This window comes from Streptomonospora sp. PA3, from assembly GCF_009728995.1.
Lineage (GTDB): Bacteria > Actinomycetota > Actinomycetes > Streptosporangiales > Streptosporangiaceae > Streptomonospora.
On sequence record NZ_VTZW01000016.1, the window covers coordinates 278,606 to 303,516 of the forward strand.

Consider the following 24,911-nt stretch of genomic DNA (forward strand, 5'->3'; position numbering starts at 1 on the left):
GAGTGACTAGCGCCGAGTATTGAGGAAGGCGAAGTGACTGGAACCCTTGCCCCCACCCAGCCGCTGACGGCTGCTGACCGTTGCGACCGTTGTGGTGCGCAGGCGTACGTCCGAGTGGTTCTCAACTCCGGTGGCGAACTGCTGTTCTGCGCGCATCACATGCGTGAGCATGACGATTCGATCCGCAAGATCGCCTCGGAGATCCAGGACGAGACCAGCCGACTGCAAGAGACGCCGGCCACGTCCGCCGATGAGGAGCGTTAGTTCAATACGACAGGCCTGCGGCGGCGGCCCTCCCCCCGGGAGGGCCGCCGCCGTTTTCGGCTCTGGTGCGGCCCGGCCCCACTCCGCCGCGTAACACGGCGCCTCCGCACGCGCCCGCCCGGAGTGCTCACTCCGCGGCCCGCGGTGAGAACCGGCGGCGCGCCCAGGCTCTCATCGCCTGGTCCTCCTCGTTCCGCTCGGCCGCGATCGCCGCGTACTCCGCCTCCAGGGCCTCCTCCCGGATCGTTCCGGGGCCCACCCGGTAGCCGTAGGAGCACTCGTAGGTGAATCCCGCCCGCGAGTACACCCGCCGGGCCGCCGGGTTGTCCTCCTCCACCAGCAGGTACGACCGCGCCGCGCCCTTGTCGCGGGCCCAGCGCAGCAGTGCCTCCAACACGGCGCCGGCCAGTCCGCGGCCGCGCTCGGCCGGGCGGGTGGCCATGGCGAACACGCCGGCCCACTCCCCGCTCACCACGACGCACCCCCGTGAGGCACCCGAGCGCTCCAGGGCGTAGCCCGCCGCGGGAATGCGGTCCAGGATGCGGTGCAGCGCCGGAACGCGCTCGGGACCCTGCCCTGCGGCCGACCACAGCTTTCGCCAGGCCCCGTCGGGCCGGGGTGCCACGGCCACATCGCCGCCGCCGGGGACCGGCGGGCGCTCCCCCAGGTCGCGCACCATCACCATCGCGGCGCGCTGCACGCCGTAGCCGCGCCGGGCCAGGCGCTCGTCGAGGTCGTCGTCGCCCGGCCAGATCTGCACGCAGGGCTCCAGGCCCCGCTCGCGGTAGAAGTCCTCGACCGCCTCGACCGGCGCGCCGGGTTCCAGGCACACCGCCGAGTTCGCGCGCCGCGTCACCCCCTCGCTGAAGGACAGCCGCCAGCCCGAGCGCACCTCGACCTCGGCGGCGGGCCAGTCCGCCGCAACCCGCTGCGCCCACCACGCCCCTGACCGCACCCGCGCCTCCCGCCGATCGGCTCCGCTTCCCCTTCCCGCCGGTCCGCGTCCGCGAATCGGCAGGAGCCCACGCTACGGCGCGCACCGGCGGAGGGCCACGGGAATTCGGGAAGTCCGGCGGCGCCGGCCGAGGGCGGTTTGCGCCATGCGGATCGGCGTGCGCGGGGCGAACACGCAAGCGTCCTATTCTGGTCTCCGGGCCGATGCGGCGGACCGATCCCGCCTTGGCCCTCACCTGCCTGATTCCTGTCCGCGATCCGGGAAGAGTCCGCATGCTGATCCTGCTGCCGCCGTCCGAGGGCAAGGCCGTGCACGGAGACGGGCCGCCGGTGGACGCGGGGGCGCTGGCCCTGCCGGAGGTCGCGCAGGCGCGGGAGGCGGTGCTGGAGCGACTGCAGGAGCTGTGCCGCGGACCCGAGGAGGCGGCGCGCGAGGTACTGGGGCTGTCGGCGGCCCAGGGCGAGGCCGTGCGGCGCAACCGGGCGCTGGCCGACGCGCCGACGCTGCGCGCCGCCGACCTCTACACCGGCGTGCTCTACGACCGCCTCGCCCTGCCCGGCCTGCTGGACTCCCCCGCCGCCGGCCGCGCCGCGGAGTCGGTGCTGATCTTCTCCGGGCTGTGGGGCGTGCTCGCCCCCGGCGACCGGGTGCCGCCCTACCGGCTGTCGATGGGTGTGCGGCTGCCGGGCGTGGGACCGCTGGGAGCGTTCTGGCGCGCCCAGCTCAGCGACCTGCTGGACAAGCGCGCCGAGGGCCGGGTGGTGGTCGACTGCCGGTCCGCTGCCTACACCGCCGCGTGGCGCCCCGGCGGCGCGGCCGCCGAGCGCACCGTCTCGGTGCGGGTGCTGCGCGAGACCGGCACCGGCGCGGCGGCGAAACGCGGTGTCGTCAGCCACATGGCCAAGGCCGCCCGCGGTACGATCGCCCACAGCCTGCTGGCCGAGGGCGCGGACCCGCGCACGCCCGCTGAGGTCGCCGAGGCGCTCAACGGCCTCGGCTACACCGCCGAGCTGCGCGCGCCCGAGCGCCGCGGCCGGCCGTGGACGCTGGACGTGATCGAGCGCGCTTAGGCCGTGTTTAAGAACAGCGGGGGCGCTGGCTTTCCAGGAACCCACCGGGCACCACCCGGTGCGGGCACCATCGAGTTGCGGCAATGGGTGCGCCTCGCGTAGCGCGAGCACAGCTTGCCGCCGAGCGCACGGCGCACTTTTTGTGCTGGAGTCCCGCCATCGATGGTGCGGTTCCACCTGCGAAGAACTGCGTGCGCTCGGCGGCAAGCTGGCGTCAGCGCTTCGCGCAACCCAGCCCCATTGCCGCAACCTCCTGTGGTGACCGACTTCTTAAACAGGACGTAGGCCGCGCCCTTCTCTGCCCCGGTCGCAGGAGCCGGACGGGCGAGGTCCGCTCCGGCCGCCGCAAGATATAACGAACTGGTCTCAGCGCTTTATCTCGGCCATACACGGCGCCCGGCATGATTGTCGGCGTCGGATGAGGAAGTTGTGCGCAAGCGGACGCATGGCCCCGGAGCTCCCCGGGAAGTCGCCACGAGAACGGGGAGTCGGCCGCAGGCCGGCGTCGCGGATGCGTTCCGGGCCGGTCCCCGTGGTCAGGAGGGACCGGCCCGGCCGACAGCCGAAGGGCGCGCTCCTCGGCGGCAGCCCCTCTTGCCGTCCGCGCCCGCCTCGAACGCCGACCGGCCGCAGGAGGACCGCATCGGCGCCCACGACGCACGAACGACACGGAGCATGGACCACGCCACACGACATCCAGCAGCGGCGCCGCCTGCGCCGAACCGCCGCCCACGCGGGCGCGCGGCCCGGTGCGCGCCGCAGCGGCGCGCGCACCGGGGCACACCGGTCTCGGGGCGCCGGTGGGCGTGCCGGTCGGGTGCGCAGCGCGGGTACGCCGCGGCGGACTCAGTCGAGGTAGTCGCGCAGCACCTGGGAACGCGACGGGTGGCGCAGCTTCGACATGGTCTTACTCTCTATCTGCCGGATGCGCTCGCGCGTCACACCGTAGACCTTCCCGATCTCGTCGAGGGTCTTGGGCTGGCCGTCGGTGAGACCGAAGCGCATCGAGACCACGCCGGCCTCGCGCTCGGACAGGGTGTCCAGCACCGAGTGCAGCTGCTCCTGCAGCAGGGTGAAGCTGACGGCCTCGCCCGGCTGGATCGCCTCGGAGTCCTCGATGAGGTCCCCGAACTCGGAGTCGCCGTCCTCGCCCAGCGGGGTGTGCAGCGAGATCGGCTCGCGCCCGTACTTCTGCACCTCGACGACCTTCTCGGGGGTCATGTCGAGTTCCTTGGCCAGCTCCTCGGGCGTCGGCTCGCGGCCCAGGTCCTGCAGCATCTGGCGCTGCACCCGCGCCAGCTTGTTGATGACCTCGACCATGTGCACCGGGATGCGGATGGTGCGCGCCTGGTCGGCCATCGCCCTGGTGATCGCCTGGCGGATCCACCACGTGGCGTAGGTGGAGAACTTGAAGCCCTTGGTGTAGTCGAACTTCTCGACCGCGCGGATCAGGCCCAGGTTGCCCTCCTGGATGAGGTCCAGGAACAGCATGCCGCGGCCGGTGTAGCGCTTGGCCAGCGAGACGACCAGGCGCAGGTTCGCCTCAAGCAGGTGCTTCTTGGCCCTGCCGCCGTCCTCGGCGATCCACTCCAGCTCGTCGCGGAACTCCTGGGTGAGCGAGTCGCCCTCGTCGGCGAGCTTCTCCTCGGCGAACAGGCCGGCCTCGATGCGCTTGGCGAGTTCGACCTCCTGCTCGGCGTTGAGCAGCGCGACGTTTCCTATCTGCTTCAGGTAGTCCTTGACCGGGTCGGCGGTGGCGCCGGCGGCCACGACCTGGGCGGCGGGGGCGTCGTCGTCATCGTCGTAGAGGACGAACGCCTCGTCCTCGGAGGTGTTGGCCGCGGCCTTCTCCGGGATGCCGACGGACTCGGGCTTGACCCCGGAGCCGGCGACCGGCCCCTCGGCGGGCGCGAGGCGGTCGTCGGGGTCCTCGACGAGCTCCAGCTCGACGCCGGTCTCCTCGAAGTCGTCGTCGGTCGCCTCGAGCTCCAGGTCCTGGTCCTCGGCGACCTCCAGCCCGGTGTCCTCGTCCTGGTCGGCCTTCCCCTCGGACTGGGCGGGCCCGGTCGCGGGGGCGGCGGCCGCCGGGGCGGCGGAGTCCGCACCCTCGGCGGTCTTGGCCGCGGACTTGGCCTTGGTCTTCTTGGTGCCGGCGGCGGACTTGGCCGTGGAGCCGGCGGCGCTCTTGCGAGCCGGCTTGGGGGCCGGCTCGGCGCTCGCCGCGGCGTCCTCGTCGGGCCGGGCCTCCTGGACCGCGGCCGCGCGCTTCTTCGGCGCGGTCGCGGCGGCGGCCGGCGAGGCGGAGTCGACGACCGCCGTGACGGTGTCGGTCTGCTCCTGGGCCGCAGCGGCACGCTTGGCCTTGGGGGCGGTCTCGGCGGGCTTCTTGGGGGCCTCGCGCTTGCGGCGCGCAGCGGACTTGCGGCGCGACGGCGCGGACTCCTCGGCACCCACGACCAGGGTCACGCCCTCTTTGGTCAGGCTGCGAAGCACGGCCTGGGCCTGCGACATGGGAATGTCGGCCTCTTCAAAGGCACGGCGCACGTCCTCGGGCTCAAGGTACCCCTGGGACCGCCCACGCTCGATCAACTGCTGGATGACGGGCTCGTGCAGCGAGTCCGGCTGCTTAGAGCGGGTCGAACTGGCAGGTGACACAAACACCTCTCGAACGGACGTGTGGCGAGATTGCTGGACCCGGCGGCCCTATGAGCCGCGAGGGGAGAGCCGCGCCCCCTCCTCGCTCCTGCCCGGGATCATCCCCGCCTGGCCGACGGGGACACCGACTTGTTTTCAGCGTATGCGCCCTCTCTAGCGTTTGGGCACATCCGCCCAGTAGGATTTTCCCGCTCTGTGCGCGGATCCAACCCCACCGTCGGGTCCTCGAACCCACCCCCCGCCGGAGCGGGGCTGATGGCTCCTCCACCTTAGGCAAAGTGTCGGACTTCTTCGTACGGTCTCCTACTCCGGTGCGCTCTCGATCACCGGAAGGTGGACGGCGAGCAGCGTGACGTCGTCGTCCTGCTCATACCCTGCGAGCATGCCCTCAACAAGGTACTGGAGCATGTGCTGTGGATCGCCCACCACCTCCGGCCGCGCCTGGGATGCTACGGTGACCAGCTCGTCGAGACCGGAGGCGACTGCACGCTTTCGGTTCTCAACAAGTCCATCGGAATAGAGCACCACGGTGTTACCGGGCTGGACGAAAAACTTGTGGTGGCCCCGCTCGGAACTGATTCCCAGCGGAGTGTCGGGTTCGGTCTCCAGCAGCCAGGGACCGGCGCGCTCGGTGACAACCAGCGGCGGCAGGTGCCCGGCGTTGCTCAGGTCGATCTGGCCGGTCTCGGGGTCGAGTACGAAGTAGACCAGCGTGGTGACCTGGTCGGCGGCCTCGGTGGCGTCGAACATCCGGTCCAGGCCGGTGAGCACGTCGGCGGGCTCGGGCATGCTGAAGGCCAGCGCGCGCAGCGCGTTGCGCACCCGGCTCATGCCCGTGGCCGCCTTGATGCCCTTGCCCATGACGTCGCCGAGGACGCCGGCGATGCGGCCGTCGGGCAGCGGGAACGCGTCGTACCAGTCTCCGCCGACCTGCACGTGCTGGGTGCCCGAGCGGTAGAACGCCTGCATCCGGATGCCCTTGACCTTGGGCAGGTCCTCGGGCAGCAGGCTGGTCTGCAGCGCCTCGGCCGTGCGGTGCTCGCGCTCGAAGAGCTTGGCCCGCTCCAGGGCCAGGGCGCACTGGCCGGCGAGGGCCTCCAGGAAGACCTTCTCCTCGTCGGAGATGTCGCGGGTGGCGGAGAAGGTGAAGCGCAGCGCGCCGATGGGCTGGCCGGCGCTGAGCAGGGGCAGGGCGACCCAGGCGCGCTCGTCGGTGGAGCGCAGGAACTCCAGCGCCTCGGGCTCGGCCTCGTCCTCCAGCAGCGCCCGCAGCTCGGCGGGGTTGCCGGCGATGAACGGCCGGCGCTCGCGGACCGCGAACTCCATGGTCGCCGGGCAGTCGGTGACCGGGCGGGCGCCGGAGCGGGCGACGGGGTCGTCGCTGAGCATGTGCAGCCGCAGGTCGTCGCGGTCGAGCTCGCCCACCGTGGTGGAGTCGGCGCCCACGGCCGACTGGCCGATCTCCGCCATGGCCTGGACGACCTCGCCCACCGTCAGCGCCTCGGCGAGGTCGGCGGTCGCCTTCTGCAGCCGCACGGTGCGCAGCGCGGCCTCGCCCAGCTGCTGGGTGAGGCGCTGGCGCATGTCGTCGGCCTCGTGCTGGGTGGTGATGTCGCTGTGCGCGCCCACCCACTCCATCAGCGCTTCGCCGCGCATGATGGGCACCGCCCGCGAGCGGTAGTAGCGGAAGTCGCCGGACTGGGTGCGCACCCGGAAGATCTCGTCGAAGGTGGTGCGGTCGGCGACCGCGTCGTTCCAGGCGCGCTCGACCTGGCCGCGGTCGTCGGGGTGGGCGGCGTCGAGCCAGCCGCGGCCCAGGTACTGCTCGGCGGTCTGGCCGGTGATGGTGCGCCACTGCGGGCAGTCCTCGCGCACCTCTCCGTCGGCGTCGGCGGTCCACACGACCTGGTTGGTGGCGGTGAGCAGGGACCGGTAGCGCTCCTCGGTACGCCGCAGCGCGACCTCGGCCCGATGGCGGTCGGAGAGGTCGACGGCGATCAGCGCCACTCCGTCGACCGCGCCGTCGCTGCGGGCGGGGTACCAGGCCAGCGACCACTGCCGCTGCTCGCCGGTGCCGTCGGGCTCGCCGCCGGCGAGGCGGTGGTCGCTGTTGACCACGCCCTCCCCGGCGAGGACTGCGGAGATCGCCGCCTCGTGCGCGTCGGCGTCGGCCGCCGGCAGCACGTCGGCGGGGGTGCGGCCGCGGCACTGGGCCTCGTCGATCCCGTAGATCGCGGCCAGGGCCCGGTTCACCCGCTGGAACCTGCCCGCCTGGTCGAAGAAGGCGAACCCGATCGGGGCCTCCCGCAGCAGCGTCTCCAGCAGGGCGGAGTCGACGGGGCCCAGTTCGGACATGCGAGGGGGCGGGACGGACGTCTCGGTGCTCAACAATGACACCTCCGGGGTCCTTTCCCCCGTTCGAGGGGACTCGCCTGGGCGAGCGCCAGAAGCTTAACCAATGCGGGCCGGGCACCTGTGGAGGTGGAGGCCGCCGGCGTCCACGTCCCACCGGTCCACCGGTGGTCGCGCCGATCACTCCCTATCGTCCATGACACACCGGCGACATGCGATCCCTGCCGTGAAATCCCGCGCGGGGCCGAGCCGGGACCGCCACCGCATCAGCATAGGCCACAACCGCATCGACTCGCCGAGACGGGGGACAGCGGAAAGTCAGCGGCCATAGCGGATGGTAAATAATACGCCGAAGCGTCCATCGTAGGCTCGTGTCCGCCGTTTCGGACGGCCTTTTCCGAATCAGTTGCTGTTTGCGCTGGCTAAAGCCGTGAAATCCGATCTGCACCCTACGCCGTCCGGTGTCCGAAACGGGGCCGCAACATCGCCCGCAGCATCGCTGCCGCTCCCCGGTCTTCGTCGGTACAGCTCGCGCACACACCGCTCCAGCGCCGCGCAAAACCTCGTTAAGGCCGCCCGTTGGAGGGGTTGACACCCCGCCACAACGAAGTGAAATGGATTGTGGTCGCCGTCCAGACCAAAGCCAGCGAGGGGGCGTGAGCGAGGATGCTGCAAACGTATCCAGTGGGTGATCTGCAACGTATCGCCGGGCGGCTGCACGACGAGTTCGCCGCCCTGTCCCACCGATGCGTCGAACGCTGTGTCCACGACACCTGGAAGTGCGCCGAGCACCTCGGTTACCGGGTGACCCCCGGACTGGTGGAGCGCGTCGCACGCGAACACCTGCAGGCCATGGTCAAGTCCGCGCCGCCATCCGGGCTCATCGCACCGCCGCGGACCCACGGCCACGACAGGCTGGCCTGACCGGCCGCTCCGCCCTCCTCCCGCACCGCCCCGCCCCGCGCCCCCGGCGCGGGGCGGCGGGCGTGTGCGCCCCCGCCGCCCCGGGCGCACGGGCCGCGAGCCCCCGCGCCCGCGGAGATCACCGCCGACACCCGGGCCGGCGCCGCGCGTGCCCTAGGCTCTGTGGGGTGTCCGTACCGCCCCACTCAGACCAGCCGGACCCGGGTCCCATGCCAGACGCCGTCTTCGCCGAGATGCTGCGCGCAGCGCGCACGCTGCTCGCCACCCGCCAGCCTCTCGACGCCGAGATCGGCGTCAGCGAGATGCTCGGGTCGTGGTGGGGCCGCCGCGTACCGGGCGTCGACGTCGAGCGCCTGCTGGGCGAGGGACTGGTGGCCCACGCCGAGGCCTCCGGCTCCGCGGCGGGCCTGGCGCTGCTCACCGGGATCGCGGTTCTGGGCACCACCGTGCACCAGCGCGAGCTGGCCGAAAAAGGTGCCGCGACCCTCGCCGAACGCGGTGTCGCCCGCCCCGTCTGGGCCGACCTGATCGGGCGCGCCCGCCCCGTGGCCGCCTACGTCTCCGGCAGCCGCTTCGGCGACACCGACGACATCATCACCACGTTCCGCTACGACGGCCGAGAACCGGACTCCGCCGCCGGGGAGCACGCCCTGATCGCCGTCGTCGACCACAACAGCGGCGGCATGCTGCGCGACGCCTGGGTCACCACCAAGGTCGACCGCCTGCTGGAGCACTGCCGCGCCCAGGCCGAGGGCGGCGACCCCATGGCGACCTTCACCCAGATCCGCCTGGAGCGCGCCCGCCTGCTGCTGGAGAGCGCCGTCCAGCACACCGACCGGGCCATCGCGGCCAACGCGGGCGGACCCGGCGTCACCGACGGCTCGCCGGCCGCCCACCACGCCCTGATCCGGTCCCGCATCCGCGCCCTGCCGCGCCAGGCCGCGGGCCAGAGCCGGTCCGCGCGCAGCCGCGACCGGCGGGCGATGCTGGCGGCGCGGTTCCTCGCCTCCGACGCCGCCGCCGAACTCTCCGACTCCTACGCCGCCAGCCGCTGCGTCGACCACATCATCGCCTACGGCTGCGACGCGGATGCCGACCGGCCGCTGCGGGTCAGCCCCCGCAAGATCGAGGCGTTCCTGCTGAGATGGCTGACGCGCCGGGTCATCCTGCTGCCCGAGGAGCACGAGGCGATGCCGCACGTGCTGGCCGCCTGGATCCGCTGGGCGGGGCCGCGCCACGGGCTGCCCGAGGTCGCCGTCAACGCGACACTGGACGCGCTGTGGGAGTCCATCTCCGCCTTCACCACCTCCTACCTCGACGTCTCGGCCTCCTTCGGCCTCCCGCCCGAGGTGGTTCGGCGCCTGCTGCCCGACGGCGACCTCTCGGCGCTGCCGCGCCGGATGTTCGCCTTCCCCCTGCTGACCAGTGACCTGCTCGCCGAGTCCGAGGCCGAGTTCGACCCCGCCACCCGCGAGGGCCGGCGCGCCCTGCTGCGCCTGGACCACTTCGGCGAGTACGCCGCCCCCGCCGGGCACCGCGGCAAGCACTCCACCGGCGCTCGGGAGCCGGCCGCCGACCCGGCCGCCACCGAGGAGGCGCTGGACGCTCACGAGCGGCTGGCCGAACGCCTGTGGAAGGGCGATCCGCCGGAGCTGTGGAGCGCCGCCGAACGCCTGCTCGACCGCGGACACGAGCGCCCGGTGGTGCTGCGCATGCTGATGGAGGTCCTGGAGGACGCCGAGCACGGCGAAGACGTCGCGGCCCGCCTGGACGGCCTGTAGGCGGCGCCGCCCCGCCGCCCCGGAATTGCGGCACCGGCGCCGCACCCGGTGCCGCCGCGAGCGTTCGCGGCGGCCGGCACCGGCTCACCGCCGCGCCCCGCGGCTAGTCCAGCAGGCGGCCGCGCAGGGCGTCGATGGTGGGCCGATCCAGCCCCAGGCCGTCGCGGACGTAGTCCTCGAAGGAGCCGAAGACCCGCTCCACCTCGGCGTAGGCCTCCTCCAGGTAGGTGTTGCGGCACTCCACCATCGGCCGGACCAGCTCGAAGTCCACGCCCGAGCGCTCGCAGACGCCTTGCATCGCCTCGCGCAGCGGGCCCAGCCGCTCGTTGCTGGCGAGGTAGTCGGCGAAGACGGCCTCGCGCGGCACGCCCAGGGTCTCCAGCACCAGCGCCGCCGCCCACCCGGTGCGGTCCTTGCCGGCCGTGCAGTGAACCACCGTCGCGCCGGCGCCCGCGGCCAGGCGCCGCACCATCTCGGCGTAGCCGGCGCGGGCGTCCTCGGCGCTGACGAGGATCCGGTTGACCTCGTGCATGAAGCGGGTGGCGCCGCCGTCGCCGAAGACGGTCTCGGCCCGGGCGGGGTCGGTCAGCACCTCGACCAGGTCGGCGCCGGTGGAGTGGTCGCCCTGCACGTCCAGCACCACGTAGTCGGCGCCCTCGGGCAGCCGGTCGGCGCCGTTCTCCCGCTCGAAGACTGTGCGCAGGTCGATGACCTGGCGGACGCCCAGGTCCTGCAGCGCGCGCAGGTCCGCCGCGTCGAGCCGGTTCAGGGCGTCGGAGCGGTAGGCGACGCCCGGGCGGACGCGCCCGCCGCCGCGTGTGGCGTGCCCGCCGAGGTCGCGGAAGTTGGGCGCGGTGGACAGCAGCACCTGAGCTTGATCGGTCACGAGCGCGACGATACCCGCCCGGCCTCGGAGGACGTCCACGGCTACCGCCGGCCGGGGGGCCGGCCCCGCCAGCTTCCACACCCGCCGCCGTTCAGGGGGGCCGGCCCCGCCAGCTTCCGCACCCACCGCTGTCCAGGGCGGGAGCTGCGGCAATGGGGCTGTAATGCGCTAAGCGCACCCAATGAACGCACCCATTGCCGCAGCCGCAGTGGTTCCCGACCCCGGACTATTCCCGGAGGGTTCCTGGAGGCGCCTCAGCTACCGACTACGCGCGCACTATGACGAACACACCTCAACCGCGCAGGGCCGGGATCTGCTCGCCGGCCTCCTTGACGTCCTTGACCGTGTCCACGCCGCGCCAGAACCCGCTGATCCGGTAGCCGAATAGGCGCCCCTCGGCGGCCAGGTCGGGGAAGGTGGAGGACTCGTGGTCGCCCTTCTCGGGCAGCAGCCCGGTGACCGCGCGCTCGAAGACGTAGACGCCGGCGTTGATCCAGAACGGCAGCATCGGGCTCTGCGTGAACCCCTCGATGGCGCCGTCGTCGGTGACGTCGACGATGCCCCAACTGGTCTGGTACTGGGCCAGCGCGAGGGTGGCCATGCCGCCCTTGCCCCGGTGGAACTCGGTGAACTCGTCCAGCGGGAACCAGGTCAGCACGTCGCCGTTGAGGGCGAAGTAGGGGTCGGCGGACTCGTGCAGTCCCGAGGCCGCGTAGCGCAGCGCCCCGCCGCGCCCCAGCGGCTCGTCCTCAACCAGCAGGGTGATCTCCGGGCCTCCCGGGCGCCCTTCCAGGTACTCGCGCAGCACCTCGGCCTTGTATCCGCAGGAGACCACCACGTGCTCGACGCCGTGCCCGGCGAGCCACTCCAACTGGTAGTCGACGATGGGGCGCCCGGCGACCTCGACCATCGCCTTGGGGCGGGTGTCGGTGTAGGGGCGCAGCCGGGTCGCCTGGCCTCCGGCGAGGATGACCGCCTGGCTTACGGGGGCGTTGGGTCCACTCATGGCCGGGACACTAGCAGCAGGCGCACGCCGCCTCGCCCGGGCGTGTGCGCCCGCTCGAAGGCGGCAGCGCGCCCCGGCCCGCCGTCGCGCGGACGCCCTCAGCGCTGGGTGACCTCCTCGTAGGCCTGGCGGACATCGGCGCTGGTCACCAGCGTGAGATCCGCGGCGGTGGCGCTGTCGCCCAGCTCCTCGGCGACCCGCACGTCGCGGTGGGAGCAGGCCTTCTCGAACAGGGAGCGGGCGAAGCGGCCGTTGCCCAGCTCGTCGATCCATCCCGAGTCGCACACGTAGCCGAAGATGCGCCGCAGGTCCTCGCGGGCCGAGTCGTCGAAGGCGTCGCCGGTGCCCTCGGCCACGGTCTCGGCGATGGCGGTCAGCTCCTCGGGGGTGTAGCTGGGGAACGCGATCCGGATGTTGAAGCGCGAGGCCAGGCCCGCGTTGCTGGCCAGGAACCGGTCCATCTCGGCGGGGTAGCCGGCGAGCACGACCACCAGCCGGTCGCGGTCGTCCTCGGCGCGCTTGAGCAGCGTCTGCACCGCCTCGGAGCCGAAGGCGTCGCCCCCGCCGTAGCCGGGGTTGTGCAGCGCGTAGGCCTCGTCGACGAACAGCACCCCGCCCAGCGCCCGGTCCACCAGCTTGCCGGTCTTGATCGCGGTGGCGCCCAGGTGCTCCCCCACCAGGTCGGAGCGCTGGGCCTCGACCACGTCGGCGCGGCTGAGCAGGCCCAGGGCGGCGAACACCCGGCCCAGGATGCGGGCGACGGACGTCTTGCCGGTGCCCGGAGGCCCGGAGAAGACGAAGTGCCGCATCGGCGGGTGGTTGCGCAGGCCCTGCTCCTCGCGCAGCTTGGCCATCTGCAGCTGGGCCACCAGCGAGCGCACCTGCCGCTTGACCGGATCCAGCCCGATCATGGCGTCCAGCTCGGCCAGGGCCTCGTCGATGTCGGGCGCCTCTCCGAAACCCGGCAGGTGGGCGGTGAGGTCGTCGAAGGCGGCGGCGATGTCGGGCGCGCGCACCGTCACCAGCTCCTGGGGATCGGGCGGATGCGCCTGGCCGCCCGAGGTGACCACCCGCACGTCGCGCGCCTCGGCCGCCTTCTCGACCAGGGAGCGCACGAAGCGGCCGTTGCCCAGATCGTCGATGGCGCCCCGCTGCACCGCCTGCTCGAAGCGGCGGCGCAGCGCGGGCTCGGCTTCGGCGTCGAGGAGGTCGCCGCGCTGCTCGAACAGGAACGCGGCGATGCGCCGCAGTTCGTCGGCGGTGTAGCTGGGAAAGGTGATGCGGGTGGCGAAGCGCGAGGCCAGCCCCGGGTTGGAGGCCAGGAACCGGTCCATCTCCGCCTCGTAGCCGGCCAGGATGATCACCACCCGGTCGCGGTCGTCCTCGGCGCGCTTGAGCAGCGTCTGCACCGCCTCGTTGCCGAACCGGTCCGGCTGGCCGTCGCCGTCGTTGACCAGCGCGTAGGCCTCGTCGACGAACAGCACCCCGCCCAGCGCCCGGTCCACCAGCTCGTTGGTCTTGATCGCGGTGGCGCCCAGGTACTCCCCCACCAGGTCGGCCCGCTGCGCCTCGACCACCCGCGGCGTCGGCAGCAGCCCGAAGGAGTGGAAGATGGTGGCCAGCGTCCGGGCGACGCTGGTCTTGCCGGTGCCCGGGGGCCCCGAGAAGACCAGGTGGCGCAGCGGCCGGTCCACCGCATACCCCGCGTCCGCGCGCAGCCGGGCGGCCTCGATGGAGGCGGCGATCGCGCGGACCTGCTGCTTGACCGGGTCCAGGCCGATCATGTTCTCCAGTTCGGCCAGCGCCTCGTCGACCGGGACGGGGGCCGTCTCCTCGCCGCCGTCCTGGTCCGCGCGGGTGCGCCCGCCCTCGGCTGCGCGCTGGCGCGCCTGCGCGCCGGGCGCTGGCGCGGCGCCGCGCGGCGTGCTCCCGCGTGCGGGCGGGGGCGCACCCAGATCGCTCATCGTGCGGCGCAGCCGGTAGGCCGCCAGCACCCGCCACAGCAGCGCGAGCCCCGCTCCCCCGTAGGCGCACAGCACCCCGAGCGCGGCCGGCGCCGACCCGGCGAGCATGCCCGCCAGCGCCGTGCCCAGTCCCAGGATCAGCGCCACCAGCAGCGCCACCAGGGTCGTGTGCCAGACGGGGAAGGCGGTGATCCGGGCGGCCGCCAGCGACACCAGCAGCGGCAGCAGCGGCAGGAGCAGCAGCACCGAGGCGTCGGCCACCCTGATGGGGATGAGGAACAGGGAGTAGGCCAGCACCACCCAGGCGATGCTGATCAGCGCGGTGGCCACGGCGTCGGAGGAGCGCATCAGCGCCGCGAAGACGAGCAGGGCGGCTGCGGCGGCGCCCACGGTCGCCACCACCGGGACTCCCAGCAGCAGCGCCGCCACGGCGAGTGCGGCCACCACCGCCAGGCCCGCGACCAGTCGGGAGCGCAGCGGGTAGCCGTAGTAGCGGGCCCGTAAGCGGTTCAGGGCAGAGGCGCGCTGCGGCGGCCCCGTGGTGCGGGAGCGTTCTTCGCGCGGCATCCTCCGTGTCCCTTCCTTGCTAGCGGGTCCTATATTGCCGCCGAACGCGGGCTTTCATAAGGAGCTGCGCCCCGCGGCAGATCCGGCGTGTCGCGCACGGAGGGGCTACAGCAGGGGCAGTTGGCCGCCGGGATCGGGGCGGGGCTTGCGCAGATGCCGCCATTCGGGCAGGTCGTCCAGATAGGACCAGGTCATCCGGTGGTGGGGGGTGGGTCCGCGCTCGGCCAGGGCGGCGCGGTGGACGGGCGAGGGGTAGCCGACGCAGGTGTCGAAGCCGTAGTCGGGGAAGTCGGGGTGCAGGCCGGCCATGAACGCGTCGCGGTGCACCTTGGCCAGCACCGAGGCGGCGGCCACGGCGACGCAGGAGGAGTCGGCCTGGATCCGGGTGCGCACCCGCCAGGGCGCGCCCAGGTAGTCGTGCTTGCCGTCGAGGACGACGGCGTCGGGCGTCGGGGCCAGCCGCTCCAGGGCGCGGGTGGCGGCCAGCCGCAGGGCGCGTGTCATACCCAGTTCGTCGATCTCCCCGGGATCGGCGCTGCCGATGGCGTGGTCGCGCACCCACTCCCGCACCTGCTCGGCCATGGCGGTGCGGCGCTGCCGGGCGATCCGCTTGGAGTCGGTCAGGCCCTCGGGCGGCGGTGTGCCGTCGGCCACCGCGGCGCACACCACGACCGGGCCCGCCCATGCACCGCGCCCCACTTCGTCGACTCCGGCGACGCACACGGCGCCGTCGGCGCGGAGTTCGCGCTCCAGGTCATAGGTGGGCGCGGCGATGCCGGAGTCAGCGGCCGCGGCGGGGGCGGCCGCCGGCGCGGGGGTCGAGGAGGTCTCAGCCACGGCCCAAGCCTAGGGGTTCGGCGCCCGCCGACACACCTTTGCGGGCGCAGCCGGCGGGGGTTTTCGGGGGGCCGCCGCGTGTTACGCACCGCTGCGCCCCGTCGCCGTCGGTAGTTTCCGCATGACCGCAAGCCGCCGAGGAAGGACCCATGGGGCCGAGCACACCACACCGCGCGGCGCCGCCGGCACGCACCGGCGCGCACGCCGCCCCCGCCTCCCCGCCGACCGCAGAGGCGCCCCCGGCCGCGCGAAGGAACGCGGCGCCGCCCGGACCGACGAGCGAGGAAGCGAGGACCCGAGCGGGTGTGCGGGGCGCGGCGCCGAGCGAGGAGGGAAGACGGCGAATCCAAGCGCCCCGCACACCCGCGGAAACCGCTCGCCGCGCATGCGCCGCCGTTCGGGCGGCGGTGCTGGACGTCGCGGCGCTGGGCGCGCGGATCTCCGCGGGCTGGATCACCGCATCCGGTGCCCTGGAGGCGCTGAGCGGCGGCCCGCGCGCCGACGCGGCGGCCGGTGCGGTCCTGCTGTGCGCGGCGGCGTTCGCTGTCGGGCTGGCCGCGCGGCTGTCGGGGGCGGTCCTGGCGGCGGCGATACTGGCGACGGCGACGCTGGCGGCCGTGCCGGCGCCCGCGGCGGTGCTCCCGGCGGGCACCGCGGCGCCGTGGTGGATCGCGCTGGCCGCGCTGTGCCTGCTCGGGGCCGTGCTGCCTGGCCGGCTCTCCGCCGATGCGCTGCTGGCGCGCCGGCGCAGGCGCAGGCGGCACCGCATGCGCGGCTCCGCCTCAGCCGGCGGGGAGCGGGCCCGGACCGCGCGGCGGCCCGAGGAGGCGCCGCCGCTCCCCTATCCTGGTGTCGGGGCCGCCCTGAAGCGGCCCTCCCGCATCTGACCCGCTGTCGCCGGAGGCCTCGTCCACCCCTCTGGCCGGTGCGCGTCACGGACCTGGAGGGGAAGATCCGCGCATGTCCGCCGCCGAAGAGGGCTCGGTCGCGAAGCTCATCGAGATCGCCCACCCGCCGACCCCGCGGCAACGGCTCGCCTCCTGGGCCTCCCGGCCTCCCGGGCGGCTTTACATCCCGGCGTGCGTGATCGTCGGGCTGGTCCTGCTGTATGAGGAGAGCGTGCCCGGCGGGCACCTGCCCAGCTTCGTGATCGGGATCGGCGGCGGCGCGCTCCTGGCCGCGATGGGGGCGCTGCGACTGGGCATCGCGGTGAGCATCGCGCGCCCGATGATCGCCCGGTACTGGCTGCGCTGGATCACGGCTCCGCTGATCGCCGCCGCGGCCATCGTGCTGTCGGTGAGCGACGTCCCGCTGCAGGCGCGGGTGGAGACATCGGCCCAGGAGCTGCGGGCCGTGGGCCACACCGCGCACTCCGCCACCACGGCGCCCCTGGACACCTGGGCGGGGCTGTACCCGCTGAAGTCGGTGTCGGTCACCGACGACGGCGTCACGCGCTACACCGTGCGCGGCGCCGGACTGCTGGGCGCCTCCGGACTCGCCTACAGCAGCGACCCCCTGCCCACCGACGTGTTCGTCAAGGGGCACGGCGGCACGGTCTACGAGCACATCTCAGGGCCCTGGTACTCCTGGACGGAGTACTGACCTCCCCCTTCCCCGCGCAGACGCGCACGCGGACCCGGTAGCGGCGGGGCGCAGCGCCTCCGTCCCGGCCGGTCCGCGCCCGGCGGGCGAGCGCCGCGGCCCGGTGGCGCCTTCCCGCCGCAGCGGTTCCCCGCCCGGCCGTGGCCCTCCTCACCCCCCCGGGTTTCCCGATTCGGGGGCCGGGCCTCACTCCGCTTTTATCCGAGATCGGTAGACAGGGATGCGACAGGGCTTCTCCTAGGGACGGGGGATTGCGATGAACGAGTTCATGACGACACTGCACCTGCGCATCTACGACGCCGTCAGCGCGCTCCAGCAGGCGCGGGAGCGGGGCGACGAGGACCTGTGCCTGGTGCAGGCGGGCGAACTCGAGGACCTCGTGGAGATCGCGGCCCGGCACGGCGTCGACATCGACTGCGGCTACGGCGAACTGGCCCACGCGGCATGAGCGGGTGCGCGGGGCCCGTCGAACGGGGGCGGTCCCGCGCACCGAGGTCACCCGCACGGCGGTGAGCGCACGAACAAGGGGGAGGCGGACCGCCTCCCCCTTGTCATGCGCCTGCGGCCCGGCCGCTACCGGTTCCGGCGGCCCCGGCGGCCGCCGCCCTGGTTCTGGGCCTGCTCGGCGGCCTGCTGACCGCGCTCGGCGGCCGATGTCACCGCGCCCTGGATCTGCTGGAAGGCGTCGGACGCCGCCTCCGCGGCGTCACCGGCCTCGCCCGAACCCACGGCCCGGCGCACGCCGTTACCCCGGTCGCGCCGTCCCGAACCCAGGTCGGGCAGCAGCTGCGCCAGCAGCAGCGTCGACAGCGCCGACGCGTCGCCGCTCTGGCCGTCGGTGCGCACCACCACCGGCTGCGGCGCGTGCTCGGCGAGGGTCGCGCCCACGTCCAGGCGGCGCCGGGCCAGCTCGTAGCGCAGCACCGCGCGGTTGTCGCGGTAGGAGGTCGCCAGGCGGCGCTGGGCCTTCGCCTCGTTCTGCGCCGCCACCAGGTCCGACCGGCCGCGCGTCTCGATCTCGTAGCGCACGCGCTGCGCCTCGGTCTCCTGCTCCTCCAGCATCTGCGCGACGTCCTTGCGGGCCTTGTTCAGCGCCGCGTTGACCTCGACGATCTTGGCGTCGCGGGTCTTCTTGGACCGCTCGATGTCCATGAGCAGGGTGTCGATGCGCCGCTTGCGGGTCAGCTCCCACTCCTGCTCGTAGGCGACCATCTCCTTGGCGACCCGCTCGCGGGTGGCCAGGTGCTGCTGGTACTGGTTGGGCAGCTGCACATCGGGGATGTTGCAGCCCATGATGCGCACCCCGTAGCGGCTGAGCTGGCGGTTGAGCAGCTCCTGCATGTCGGCCACGTCCGAGCCGCGCAGGTCGTAGGCGCTCTCGGTGTGCACCATCCGGCTGCGCTGGCGGATGGCGTCCTGCACCGCGTTGGACAGCACCAGGTCGAAGTTGCTGGCGCCGATGCTGCGCACGAACGCCACCGCGTCGGTGATCCGGAACTTCAGGAAGAACTCGATCGACTTCAGCGGCACGTTCTCGTGCGTGGGGCAGGCCAGCACGGGCGCGGTGTAGGGGATCTCGGTGGAGATGTCCACCACGAAGTCCACCCGCGACCACGGGTGCCACAGGTAGTGCCGCCCCGGGTCGAGCTGGCCCACGACCGCGCCGTACTTGGTCAGCACGCCGACGGTGCCCTGCTCGATCTCCACGATGGAGGAGCGCCACCACCACAGCAGGCCCAGCATCAGCGCGACCAGCGCCACCGCGAACGCCGGGATCGCCGCCCAGGACAGCAGGACCCCGCCGAACACGCCGAGCAGCAGCGCACTCAGCAGCAGGTACAGGGAGAACCACACGAGCATGGTCCACCGCAGGCCGCGGCTGTCGCGCGGGATGACCACGGGCACCAGGGCGCCCTGGTCGCCGCCGCGCAGCAGGCGCGCGATGTCGTTCCAGGAGGCCAGCGCCTCCTTGATGCTGGAGCCGCCGGTGCCCGGCTCGGGCTGCTGCTGGCTCATCGGTTACCTCCCTCGTCCGTGCCGGGCTGCTGCGGCCACGGCGGCGCGGGAGGGCCGCCCGGCGAGGGGAACTCCTCCGGATAGGCCGCCTGCCACTGGGCCTGGTCGGGTGCCGCGGCACCGGGTGCGGCCTGCGCGGAGCCGGCGCCCGGGGCCTGCGGCGAACCGTCGCCGGCCTCGCCCGCCACCGAGCTGATCCGCTCGTCGATGCTTTCGTCGCTGACCGACTGGCGGATCTCCTCGATGCGGTCGGCGTTGGGCACCTCGTCGGGCTCGGGCGCCTCGACCGTCTCCTGCTCCTCCTCCAGCAGCCGGCTGATCTCGGCCTCGCGCTCGGAGATGCGCTCGGAGATCTCGTGCAGGCGCTCGCGGATGGCGGACATGTCCTCATCGGAGAACAGGCTCGACTCCGCCTCGCCGATGATGCTCTGCGCCACCTGCAGGAAGTCCACGCTGGTCTCGTCGCCGCCGCCGATGTGCAGCACCTGCGGGAGGCTGTCGGCGACCGACTCCAGCTTGTCCAGCAGGTCCTGCTGGTAGCGGTAGTTGAGGATCTCGGGCGCCTCGGCGGCGCTGACCGCGCGGATGTCCAGGGCCTGGGCCTCCAGCAGCGCGGCGTTGGCGTTGGCCGTGCTCTCGGCCTCGACGAAGCGCTGCCTGGCCTGGGCGCGCGCCCGGTTGGTCTCGCGCTCCAGCGCGGTGTCCATCTGCGCCTGGTACTGGGCGATGTCGGCCTGGATCGCCGACAAGGTCTCATTGAGCGAGGCCAGCTCCTTGTTCAGGTCGCCCTCGTTCTGCTCCTTGCGCAGCTGGAGCTCGTACTCGTAGGTGTAGGCCTCCTTGGCCACGCGCACCATCTCCGGCGCGGCCAGGTCCATGCGGTACTCCTTGCTGGAGGGCTCCGCGTGGGTGATGTTGGCGTTGGTCAGCCGCACCGCCGGCAGGAACTGCTGGTTGAGCTGATCCAGCAGCTGAGCCGTGTTCTCGCCGACCATGTCGTAGATGGCCGAGGCCTGCTGGTCGTAGATCAGGCTGCGGGTGACCTCGCTGACGGCGTTGTTCAGCTTCTCCTGGAAGCCCTGCACGGCGCCGAGCACGAAGATGAACTGCTCGGGGTCCTCGATCTTGAACTGCACGAAGAGGTCGATCGAGGCGTTGACGCCGCTCTTGGTCGGGGCCTCGCGGATCGGCGCGTTGAACGGGTACTCGCGGGTGGTGTTGACGATGTAGGAGACCCGCTTCCACGGGTTTAGCAGGGTGACGCGGCCGGGGCCCACGATCTGCTCCAGCTTGCCGAACCGGGTGATCAGCGCCGCGCAGCCGTCGGGCACCATGACCATGCCCTGGCGCCACCACATGAACGCGGCGAAGGCCGCGAGCACCACCCAGAAATGCACGCCGAAGAAGGGGTTCAGCAGCGGCCCGGTGGCGATGGAGATGGGGAACGTCACGATCTGGCCGACGACGCCCACGATCAGCAGCAGGATCACCGGCAGCATGGCGGTGAAGGTGCGGCCGCGGGGGATCACCATCGGGCAGATGACGTGCACGGGGCCGCCGGAGCCGCGCTCGAAGGAGCTGCGGTTCAGCGCCTCGCCGGCGTTGTTGAGGGAGGTGGTCTGCTGCTCGATGCGGGTCCCCACCGAGGCACCCTGGTCGCGGGCGGCGAGGAAGTCGCCCGGATCGAGGCCGAACCCCTCCGCCGCCTCGCCGAGCGCGTCGGACACCGCCTCACGTGGGTCGCCACCCTGGGCGATCGAGGAGGCGGCTCCGCGCACCGTCTGCGCGAAGGACATAGGTATCGACTCCTTGCTGGTTGCGGAACTGCGGATTCGACGCGGGCATCGCCTCTGCGGTTCCGCGGCTCCTGCTGAGAGTGCAGGCATCGTCCCACATCGCAAGCGATGCGACGGTGGCCGGACGATATACATCCTGCATCCATGCTTCCGATCCGTGACCGGAAGCGGCCAACGGGGGCGCGCCGCTGACCTGCACGGCGCCGACGGAGCTAGGACCCCTCGTCCCCGCTGTCGCCCCCGGGCCCCGCGCCCAGCGCCGACAGCAGCGCGGCGGCGGGCGGGGCGGGCCGGAAGCGGCTCCACACCAGGTACTCCACCCGCGTGGGGGCGTCGCGGATGCGCACGGTGCACAGGTCCGGCAGCTCGGCCACGTAGGCGGCGGGCAGCAGGCTGATCCCCAGTCCCTCGCGCACCAGGCGGGCGATGAGGTCGACGGCGGTCGCCTCGAACGCCACCTCGCGGCGGACCCCCGCCGCGGCGAATGCCTCGTCGGACTGCGCGCGGCCCGCGCCGCCCGCCGTGAAGTCGACGAACGTCTCCTCGGCGAGCTCGCGCAGGTCCACCTCGGAGCGCCCCTCCAACCAGTGCCCCGGAGCGGCCACCGCCACGTGGTCGCCGCGGGCGAGTTCGCGGCTGCGCACACCTTCGGGCCGTCCGCTGCTGGCGAGGCCGATGAACGCCAGGTCCAGGGCGCCCTGGGCGACCTGCTCGGTCAGCCACGCGCTGCCGCCCACCCGCAGGGTGATCCGCACCCGCGGGTGCCGCGCGCGGTAGTCGCGCAGGAGAGCGGGCAGGTCCACCGCCGCCACCGTGGGGATGGCGCCGACGGTCAGCTTGCCGCGGACCTCGCCCGCCGCGGCCGCGACCTCCGCGCGCGCCCGTTCGGCCGCGTCCAGGGCCTGGTGCGCGGCGGGCAGGAACGCCTCGCCCGCCGGGGTGAGCCGCACCCGCCGGCTCGTCCTGTCGAACAGCCGGGCGCCGAGCTCGCGTTCCAGCCGCGCGATCTGGTGGCTCAGCGCCGACTGCACCACCAGGCAGCGCTCGGCGGCGCGGGTGAAGTTGCCCGTCTCGGCGACGGCCACGACGTAGCGCATCTGCTGCAGGTCCATGGACCGATCTTCGTTCACGATCGATCTGATGACAAACATGTGTTGGACTCATTGATTCCGCGCACCGAGGGTGAAGCCATGGCGAACACTCTTCGGCGCCCACGGCGCACGCGATCGGCGGACGATCCCCCCGCGGACACCGGCACCGGGGTCGGCACCGGTCTGCTGCTGCTGATGTCGGCCGCCACCGGACTCGCGGTGGCGGGAAACTACGTCGCCCAGCCCTTGCTGGAGGTCATCGGCCGCGAGCTGGGGCTGAGCACCGTGACCGCCGGTCTGGTGGTCACCGCCGCCCAGGTGGGCTATGCGCTCGGCCTGATCCTGGTGCTGCCGCTGGGCGACCTGCTGGAACGCCGCGGGCTGGCGGTCGGACTGCTCGTGGCGACAGCCGGCTTTCTGCTGGTCGCCGGGGCGGCGCCGAACGGGGCGGTGCTGCTGGCGGGCACCCTGCTGACCGCCCTCACCTCGGTCGCGGCCCAGGTGCTGGTGCCGTTCGCGGTCGCGCTGGCCGAGCCCGAGCGCCGGGGCCGGGTGGTGGGCACCGTCATGACCGGGCTGCTGCTGGGCGGGTTGCTGGCGCGCACGGCCTCGGGTGCGCTGGCCGAGCTGAGCGGCTGGCGCACCGTCTACTGGGTCGACGCGGTCCTGGTGCTGGCGGTCGCACTGCTGCTCTGGCGCAGGCTGCCCCGGCTGCGCACCGGAGTGAACGCGGCCTACCCCGCGCTGCTGGCCTCGACCCTGGCGCTGTTCCGCCACGAGCCTGTGCTGCGGTGGCGAGCAGGGATCGGCGCGCTGTCGATGGCGTCGTTCAACGTGCTGTGGACGGCCGTCGCGTTCCTGCTCGCGGGCCCGGGTTACGGCTGGTCGGAGGCAGCCATCGGCCTGTTCGGACTCGTGGGCGTCGCCGGCGCGCTGACCACACCGTTCGCGGGCCGACTGGCCGACCGCGGGCTGGTCCAGGCCGTCTCCGGGACGGGCACCGCGATGCTCGCGGTGTCGTGGATCGCCATCGGCGCGGGCGGCGGCTCGCTCGGCTGGCTGCTCGGCGGGACGCTGGTGCTCAACGTCGCCCAGTACGCGGTGCTCAACGGCAACCAGAACGTCATCTACGCACTGCGGCCCGAGATCCGCAACCGGCTCAACTCGGCGTTCATGACCGCGTTCTTCGCGGGCGGCGCGGCCGGGTCGGCCCTGGCCGCGGTGGTGTGGGCGAGCGCCGGGTGGACGGGCGTCAGCGTCCTCGGCGGGACGTTGGCCGCCGGGACCTTCGCCCTGTGGGCGCTGGAGCGCGCCGCCGCCCGGTCCGCCCGCTCCGCGCGCGGCCCCGCCGATGCGCGGAGCGAGCGCTGACCCCGCGGCCCGGCGCGGCCTCCCGGTCCTCGTCGCCCCGACGACCCGGACCGCTCCACGCCACCTCGATCTCCGTTCCCCCTCGGACCTGTTCACGGAAAGGACCGCACCCATGCGAATCACCGTCTTCGGAGCTGCCGGAACCGTCGGCGGGCACACGGTCGCCGAGGCGCTCGACCGCGGACACAGCGTCACGGCGGTAGTCCGCAGCGCCGCGCGCACCGCGGACCTGCCGGACCGCGCTCGGGCACGGGTCGGCGACGCCGCCGACCCGGCCGACGTCGCCGAGCTGAGCCGCGGCGGCGACGTCGTGATCAGCGCGACCCGGCCCGCGCCCGGCCGCGAGCACGAACTCGCTGCGACCGCGGAGTCCCTGCTGGAGGGCACCGCGCGCACCGGCGTCCGGCTGCTGCTGGTCGGCGGCGCCGCCACGCTCGCCGTCCCGGGTACGGGCGGCACCGCCGTCGTCGACGAGCCCGGCTTCCCCGAGGAGCTGCGCCCGATCGCCCACGCCTGCGCCGACCAGCTCGCCGTCTGCCGCCGCGACGTCGCCGCGGACTGGACCTATCTGAGCCCGCCGGCCCTGCTGGATGCGGGCGAGCGGACGGGCCGCTACCGGCTCGGCGGCGACGAACTGCTCGTCGGCGCCGACGGGGCCTCGCGTATCTCCGCCGCCGACCTGGCGGTGGTGCTGCTGGACGAGGCCGAGCATCCCCGGCATCGCCGGATGAGGTTCACCGCCGCCTACTGAGGCGTCCGCGGCACACCGGCCACCCGGCGCCGGGTTCGAGCCGAGCGGCGGTAGCGTCGTCTCGGGAGCGCGGGCCGCGTCGAGCCGACGGCCCGCGGACAACGCCACACGAGGGGAGACGCACGATGGCCTCGGTCCCCAGCAGCCTGCTCACCACGGCCGGCCTGATCGGCGGCTACAGCGTCGCGCGCGCCACCGGAAACCGGCAGCTGGGCGGCGCGGTCCTGGCCGCCTGCGGCGCGGCGGCGTTCGCGAGCTGGCGGCGCAGCGCCGGGCTGCCCGCGGCTGCGGCGCTGTCGGCGGTGTACACGGGGGCCTTCGGCCTGTCGCACCCGCTGGCCAAGAGGCTGGGGGCGTGGCCGTCGGTGCTGGCCGTGACCGCGGCGACCGGCGCCGCCGCCCACGTGGTCGCCGACCGGCGGCGCGGCCGAGCCTGACGGGCGCCGCCGCGTGTCCCGGCGCGGGCCGGGACACGCGGCCCCGCTCCGGGCGCGGGGCCACGCCCGGAGCGGGGCTCAGCCCTGGGTGATGTAGGCCTCCAGCTGGCGGCGGTCCTGCTCCAGTTGGCTGATGCGGCTTTTGACCACGTCGCCGATGCTGACGATGCCCACGAGCTCCTCGCCGTCGAGCACGGGCACGTGGCGGATGCGGTTCTCGGTCATCACCACGGTGAGCGTGTCGTCGGTGTCCTCGGTCGCGCATGTGACGACGTCGGCGGTCATGATGTCGGAGACCGGGGCCTCCAGGAGCGCGGCGCCGCGCTCCTGCAGCGCCCGCACGATGTCGCGCTCGGAGGCCACGCCCACCACCCTGCCGTCGCGCATCACCACCACGGCACCGATGTTGTGCCGGGCCAGCCGCGCCAGCAGCCCGGCCACCGACTCCTCGGGGCTGACGGCCACGACGCCCGAGCCCTTCCCGCGCAGTATCTCAGCGATCAGCATGCCGGCCACCTTCCAAAGGGGTGACCAAGAGTTACCCGCCGAGCACGCCGGCTAATCCGCGTCCCGTGCCCGGCGGGCG

Annotated in this window: 21 protein-coding genes; 10 read left to right on the forward strand and 11 right to left on the reverse strand. The window is 73.4% G+C overall.

Going from position 1 to position 24,911, the window contains the following annotated elements:
• The first annotated feature begins 33 nt into the window (after window positions 1–33).
• The gene (locus tag FZ103_RS17715) at window positions 34–264 is read left to right on the forward strand and encodes a hypothetical protein (RefSeq protein WP_186356465.1); all 231 of its coding nucleotides are present in this window, start codon (window positions 34–36) and stop codon (window positions 262–264) included.
• Window positions 265–391: 127 nt separating this feature from the next.
• On the opposite strand, the gene FZ103_RS25625 is transcribed toward FZ103_RS17715, so the two are convergent.
• The gene (locus tag FZ103_RS25625; protein ID WP_186356466.1) at window positions 392–1,219 is read right to left on the reverse strand and encodes a GNAT family N-acetyltransferase; all 828 of its coding nucleotides are present in this window, start codon (window positions 1,217–1,219) and stop codon (window positions 392–394) included.
• 272 nt (window positions 1,220–1,491) lie between these two features.
• Here FZ103_RS25625 and yaaA point away from each other — a divergent pair, with 272 nt between their 5' ends.
• On the forward strand, window positions 1,492–2,289 hold the full coding sequence (yaaA, locus tag FZ103_RS17725) for a peroxide stress protein YaaA (RefSeq protein ID WP_156002601.1): 798 nt from the start codon (window positions 1,492–1,494) through the stop codon (window positions 2,287–2,289).
• An 846-nt stretch (window positions 2,290–3,135) separates the two neighbouring features.
• Here the strand turns inward: yaaA and FZ103_RS17730 are convergent.
• Window positions 3,136–4,833, reverse strand: a complete 1,698-nt coding sequence (locus FZ103_RS17730) for an RNA polymerase sigma factor (RefSeq protein WP_343233602.1) — start codon at window positions 4,831–4,833, stop codon at window positions 3,136–3,138.
• A 414-nt stretch (window positions 4,834–5,247) separates the two neighbouring features.
• Entirely contained in the window at window positions 5,248–7,299 is a 2,052-nt protein-coding gene (locus FZ103_RS17735) for a SpoIIE family protein phosphatase (RefSeq protein ID WP_156002962.1), read from the reverse strand.
• A 663-nt stretch (window positions 7,300–7,962) separates the two neighbouring features.
• Here FZ103_RS17735 and FZ103_RS17740 point away from each other — a divergent pair.
• Both FZ103_RS17740 and FZ103_RS17745 read left to right on the forward strand, forming a co-directional pair.
• Window positions 7,963–8,220, forward strand: a complete 258-nt coding sequence (locus FZ103_RS17740; RefSeq protein WP_156002603.1) for a hypothetical protein — start codon at window positions 7,963–7,965, stop codon at window positions 8,218–8,220.
• Window positions 8,221–8,453: 233 nt separating this feature from the next.
• Window positions 8,454–10,001, forward strand: coding sequence for a hypothetical protein (locus FZ103_RS17745; RefSeq protein WP_156002963.1), 1,548 nt, complete (start codon window positions 8,454–8,456; stop codon window positions 9,999–10,001).
• A gap of 103 nt (window positions 10,002–10,104) precedes the next feature.
• Here the strand turns inward: FZ103_RS17745 and FZ103_RS17750 are convergent, their stop codons facing one another.
• From FZ103_RS17750 to FZ103_RS17765, 4 genes are all read right to left on the reverse strand, one after another.
• Window positions 10,105–10,887: a tyrosine-protein phosphatase gene (locus FZ103_RS17750; protein ID WP_186356468.1), complete on the reverse strand. Its 783-nt coding sequence runs from the start codon at window positions 10,885–10,887 to the stop codon at window positions 10,105–10,107.
• A gap of 292 nt (window positions 10,888–11,179) precedes the next feature.
• Complete coding sequence (locus FZ103_RS17755) at window positions 11,180–11,893, reverse strand: nucleotidyltransferase family protein (RefSeq protein ID WP_156002605.1); 714 nt, start codon at window positions 11,891–11,893, stop codon at window positions 11,180–11,182.
• A 98-nt stretch (window positions 11,894–11,991) separates the two neighbouring features.
• Window positions 11,992–14,424 carry an AAA family ATPase gene (locus tag FZ103_RS17760; RefSeq protein WP_156002607.1) on the reverse strand — a complete coding sequence of 811 codons (2,433 nt, stop codon included), beginning with the start codon at window positions 14,422–14,424 and terminating at the stop codon, window positions 11,992–11,994.
• Between the two features lie 105 nt (window positions 14,425–14,529).
• Window positions 14,530–15,198, reverse strand: a complete 669-nt coding sequence (locus FZ103_RS17765) for a ribonuclease HII (RefSeq protein ID WP_186356531.1) — start codon at window positions 15,196–15,198, stop codon at window positions 14,530–14,532.
• Window positions 15,199–15,668: 470 nt separating this feature from the next.
• Between FZ103_RS17765 and FZ103_RS17770 the strand changes: the two genes are divergently transcribed.
• The 3 genes from FZ103_RS17770 (at window position 15,669) to FZ103_RS17780 (ending at window position 17,311) form a co-directional block, all read left to right on the forward strand.
• Window positions 15,669–16,148 carry a histidine kinase gene (locus FZ103_RS17770; protein ID WP_156002609.1) on the forward strand — a complete coding sequence of 160 codons (480 nt, stop codon included), beginning with the start codon at window positions 15,669–15,671 and terminating at the stop codon, window positions 16,146–16,148.
• A gap of 73 nt (window positions 16,149–16,221) precedes the next feature.
• Window positions 16,222–16,863, forward strand: coding sequence for a hypothetical protein (locus FZ103_RS17775; RefSeq protein WP_156002611.1), 642 nt, complete (start codon window positions 16,222–16,224; stop codon window positions 16,861–16,863).
• A gap of 256 nt (window positions 16,864–17,119) precedes the next feature.
• A complete protein-coding gene (locus FZ103_RS17780) occupies window positions 17,120–17,311 on the forward strand; it encodes a hypothetical protein (RefSeq protein WP_156002613.1) in 192 nt (63 codons plus the stop codon).
• Window positions 17,312–17,436: 125 nt separating this feature from the next.
• On the opposite strand, the gene FZ103_RS17785 is transcribed toward FZ103_RS17780, so the two are convergent.
• From FZ103_RS17785 to FZ103_RS17795, 3 genes are all read right to left on the reverse strand, one after another.
• Window positions 17,437–18,879, reverse strand: a complete 1,443-nt coding sequence (locus FZ103_RS17785; RefSeq protein WP_156002615.1) for an SPFH domain-containing protein — start codon at window positions 18,877–18,879, stop codon at window positions 17,437–17,439.
• Entirely contained in the window at window positions 18,876–20,675 is a 1,800-nt protein-coding gene (locus FZ103_RS17790) for an SPFH domain-containing protein (RefSeq protein WP_156002617.1), read from the reverse strand. Before FZ103_RS17790 ends, FZ103_RS17785 begins: the two co-directional genes overlap by 4 nt.
• A gap of 212 nt (window positions 20,676–20,887) precedes the next feature.
• Window positions 20,888–21,805 carry a LysR family transcriptional regulator gene (locus tag FZ103_RS17795; protein ID WP_343233583.1) on the reverse strand — a complete coding sequence of 306 codons (918 nt, stop codon included), beginning with the start codon at window positions 21,803–21,805 and terminating at the stop codon, window positions 20,888–20,890.
• A 60-nt stretch (window positions 21,806–21,865) separates the two neighbouring features.
• Here FZ103_RS17795 and FZ103_RS17800 point away from each other — a divergent pair, with 60 nt between their 5' ends.
• The 3 genes from FZ103_RS17800 (at window position 21,866) to FZ103_RS17810 (ending at window position 24,325) form a co-directional block, all read left to right on the forward strand.
• Window positions 21,866–23,137 (forward strand): MFS transporter, encoded by a 1,272-nt coding sequence (locus tag FZ103_RS17800; protein ID WP_156002619.1) that lies wholly within the window; start codon window positions 21,866–21,868, stop codon window positions 23,135–23,137.
• A gap of 112 nt (window positions 23,138–23,249) precedes the next feature.
• A complete protein-coding gene (locus tag FZ103_RS17805; RefSeq protein ID WP_156002621.1) occupies window positions 23,250–23,888 on the forward strand; it encodes an NAD(P)-dependent oxidoreductase in 639 nt (212 codons plus the stop codon).
• Window positions 23,889–24,013: 125 nt separating this feature from the next.
• Window positions 24,014–24,325: a hypothetical protein gene (locus FZ103_RS17810; RefSeq protein ID WP_156002623.1), complete on the forward strand. Its 312-nt coding sequence runs from the start codon at window positions 24,014–24,016 to the stop codon at window positions 24,323–24,325.
• A 78-nt stretch (window positions 24,326–24,403) separates the two neighbouring features.
• Here the strand turns inward: FZ103_RS17810 and FZ103_RS17815 are convergent, their stop codons facing one another.
• A complete protein-coding gene (locus FZ103_RS17815; protein WP_156002625.1) occupies window positions 24,404–24,832 on the reverse strand; it encodes a CBS domain-containing protein in 429 nt (142 codons plus the stop codon).
• Window positions 24,833–24,911: the final 79 nt, after the last annotated feature.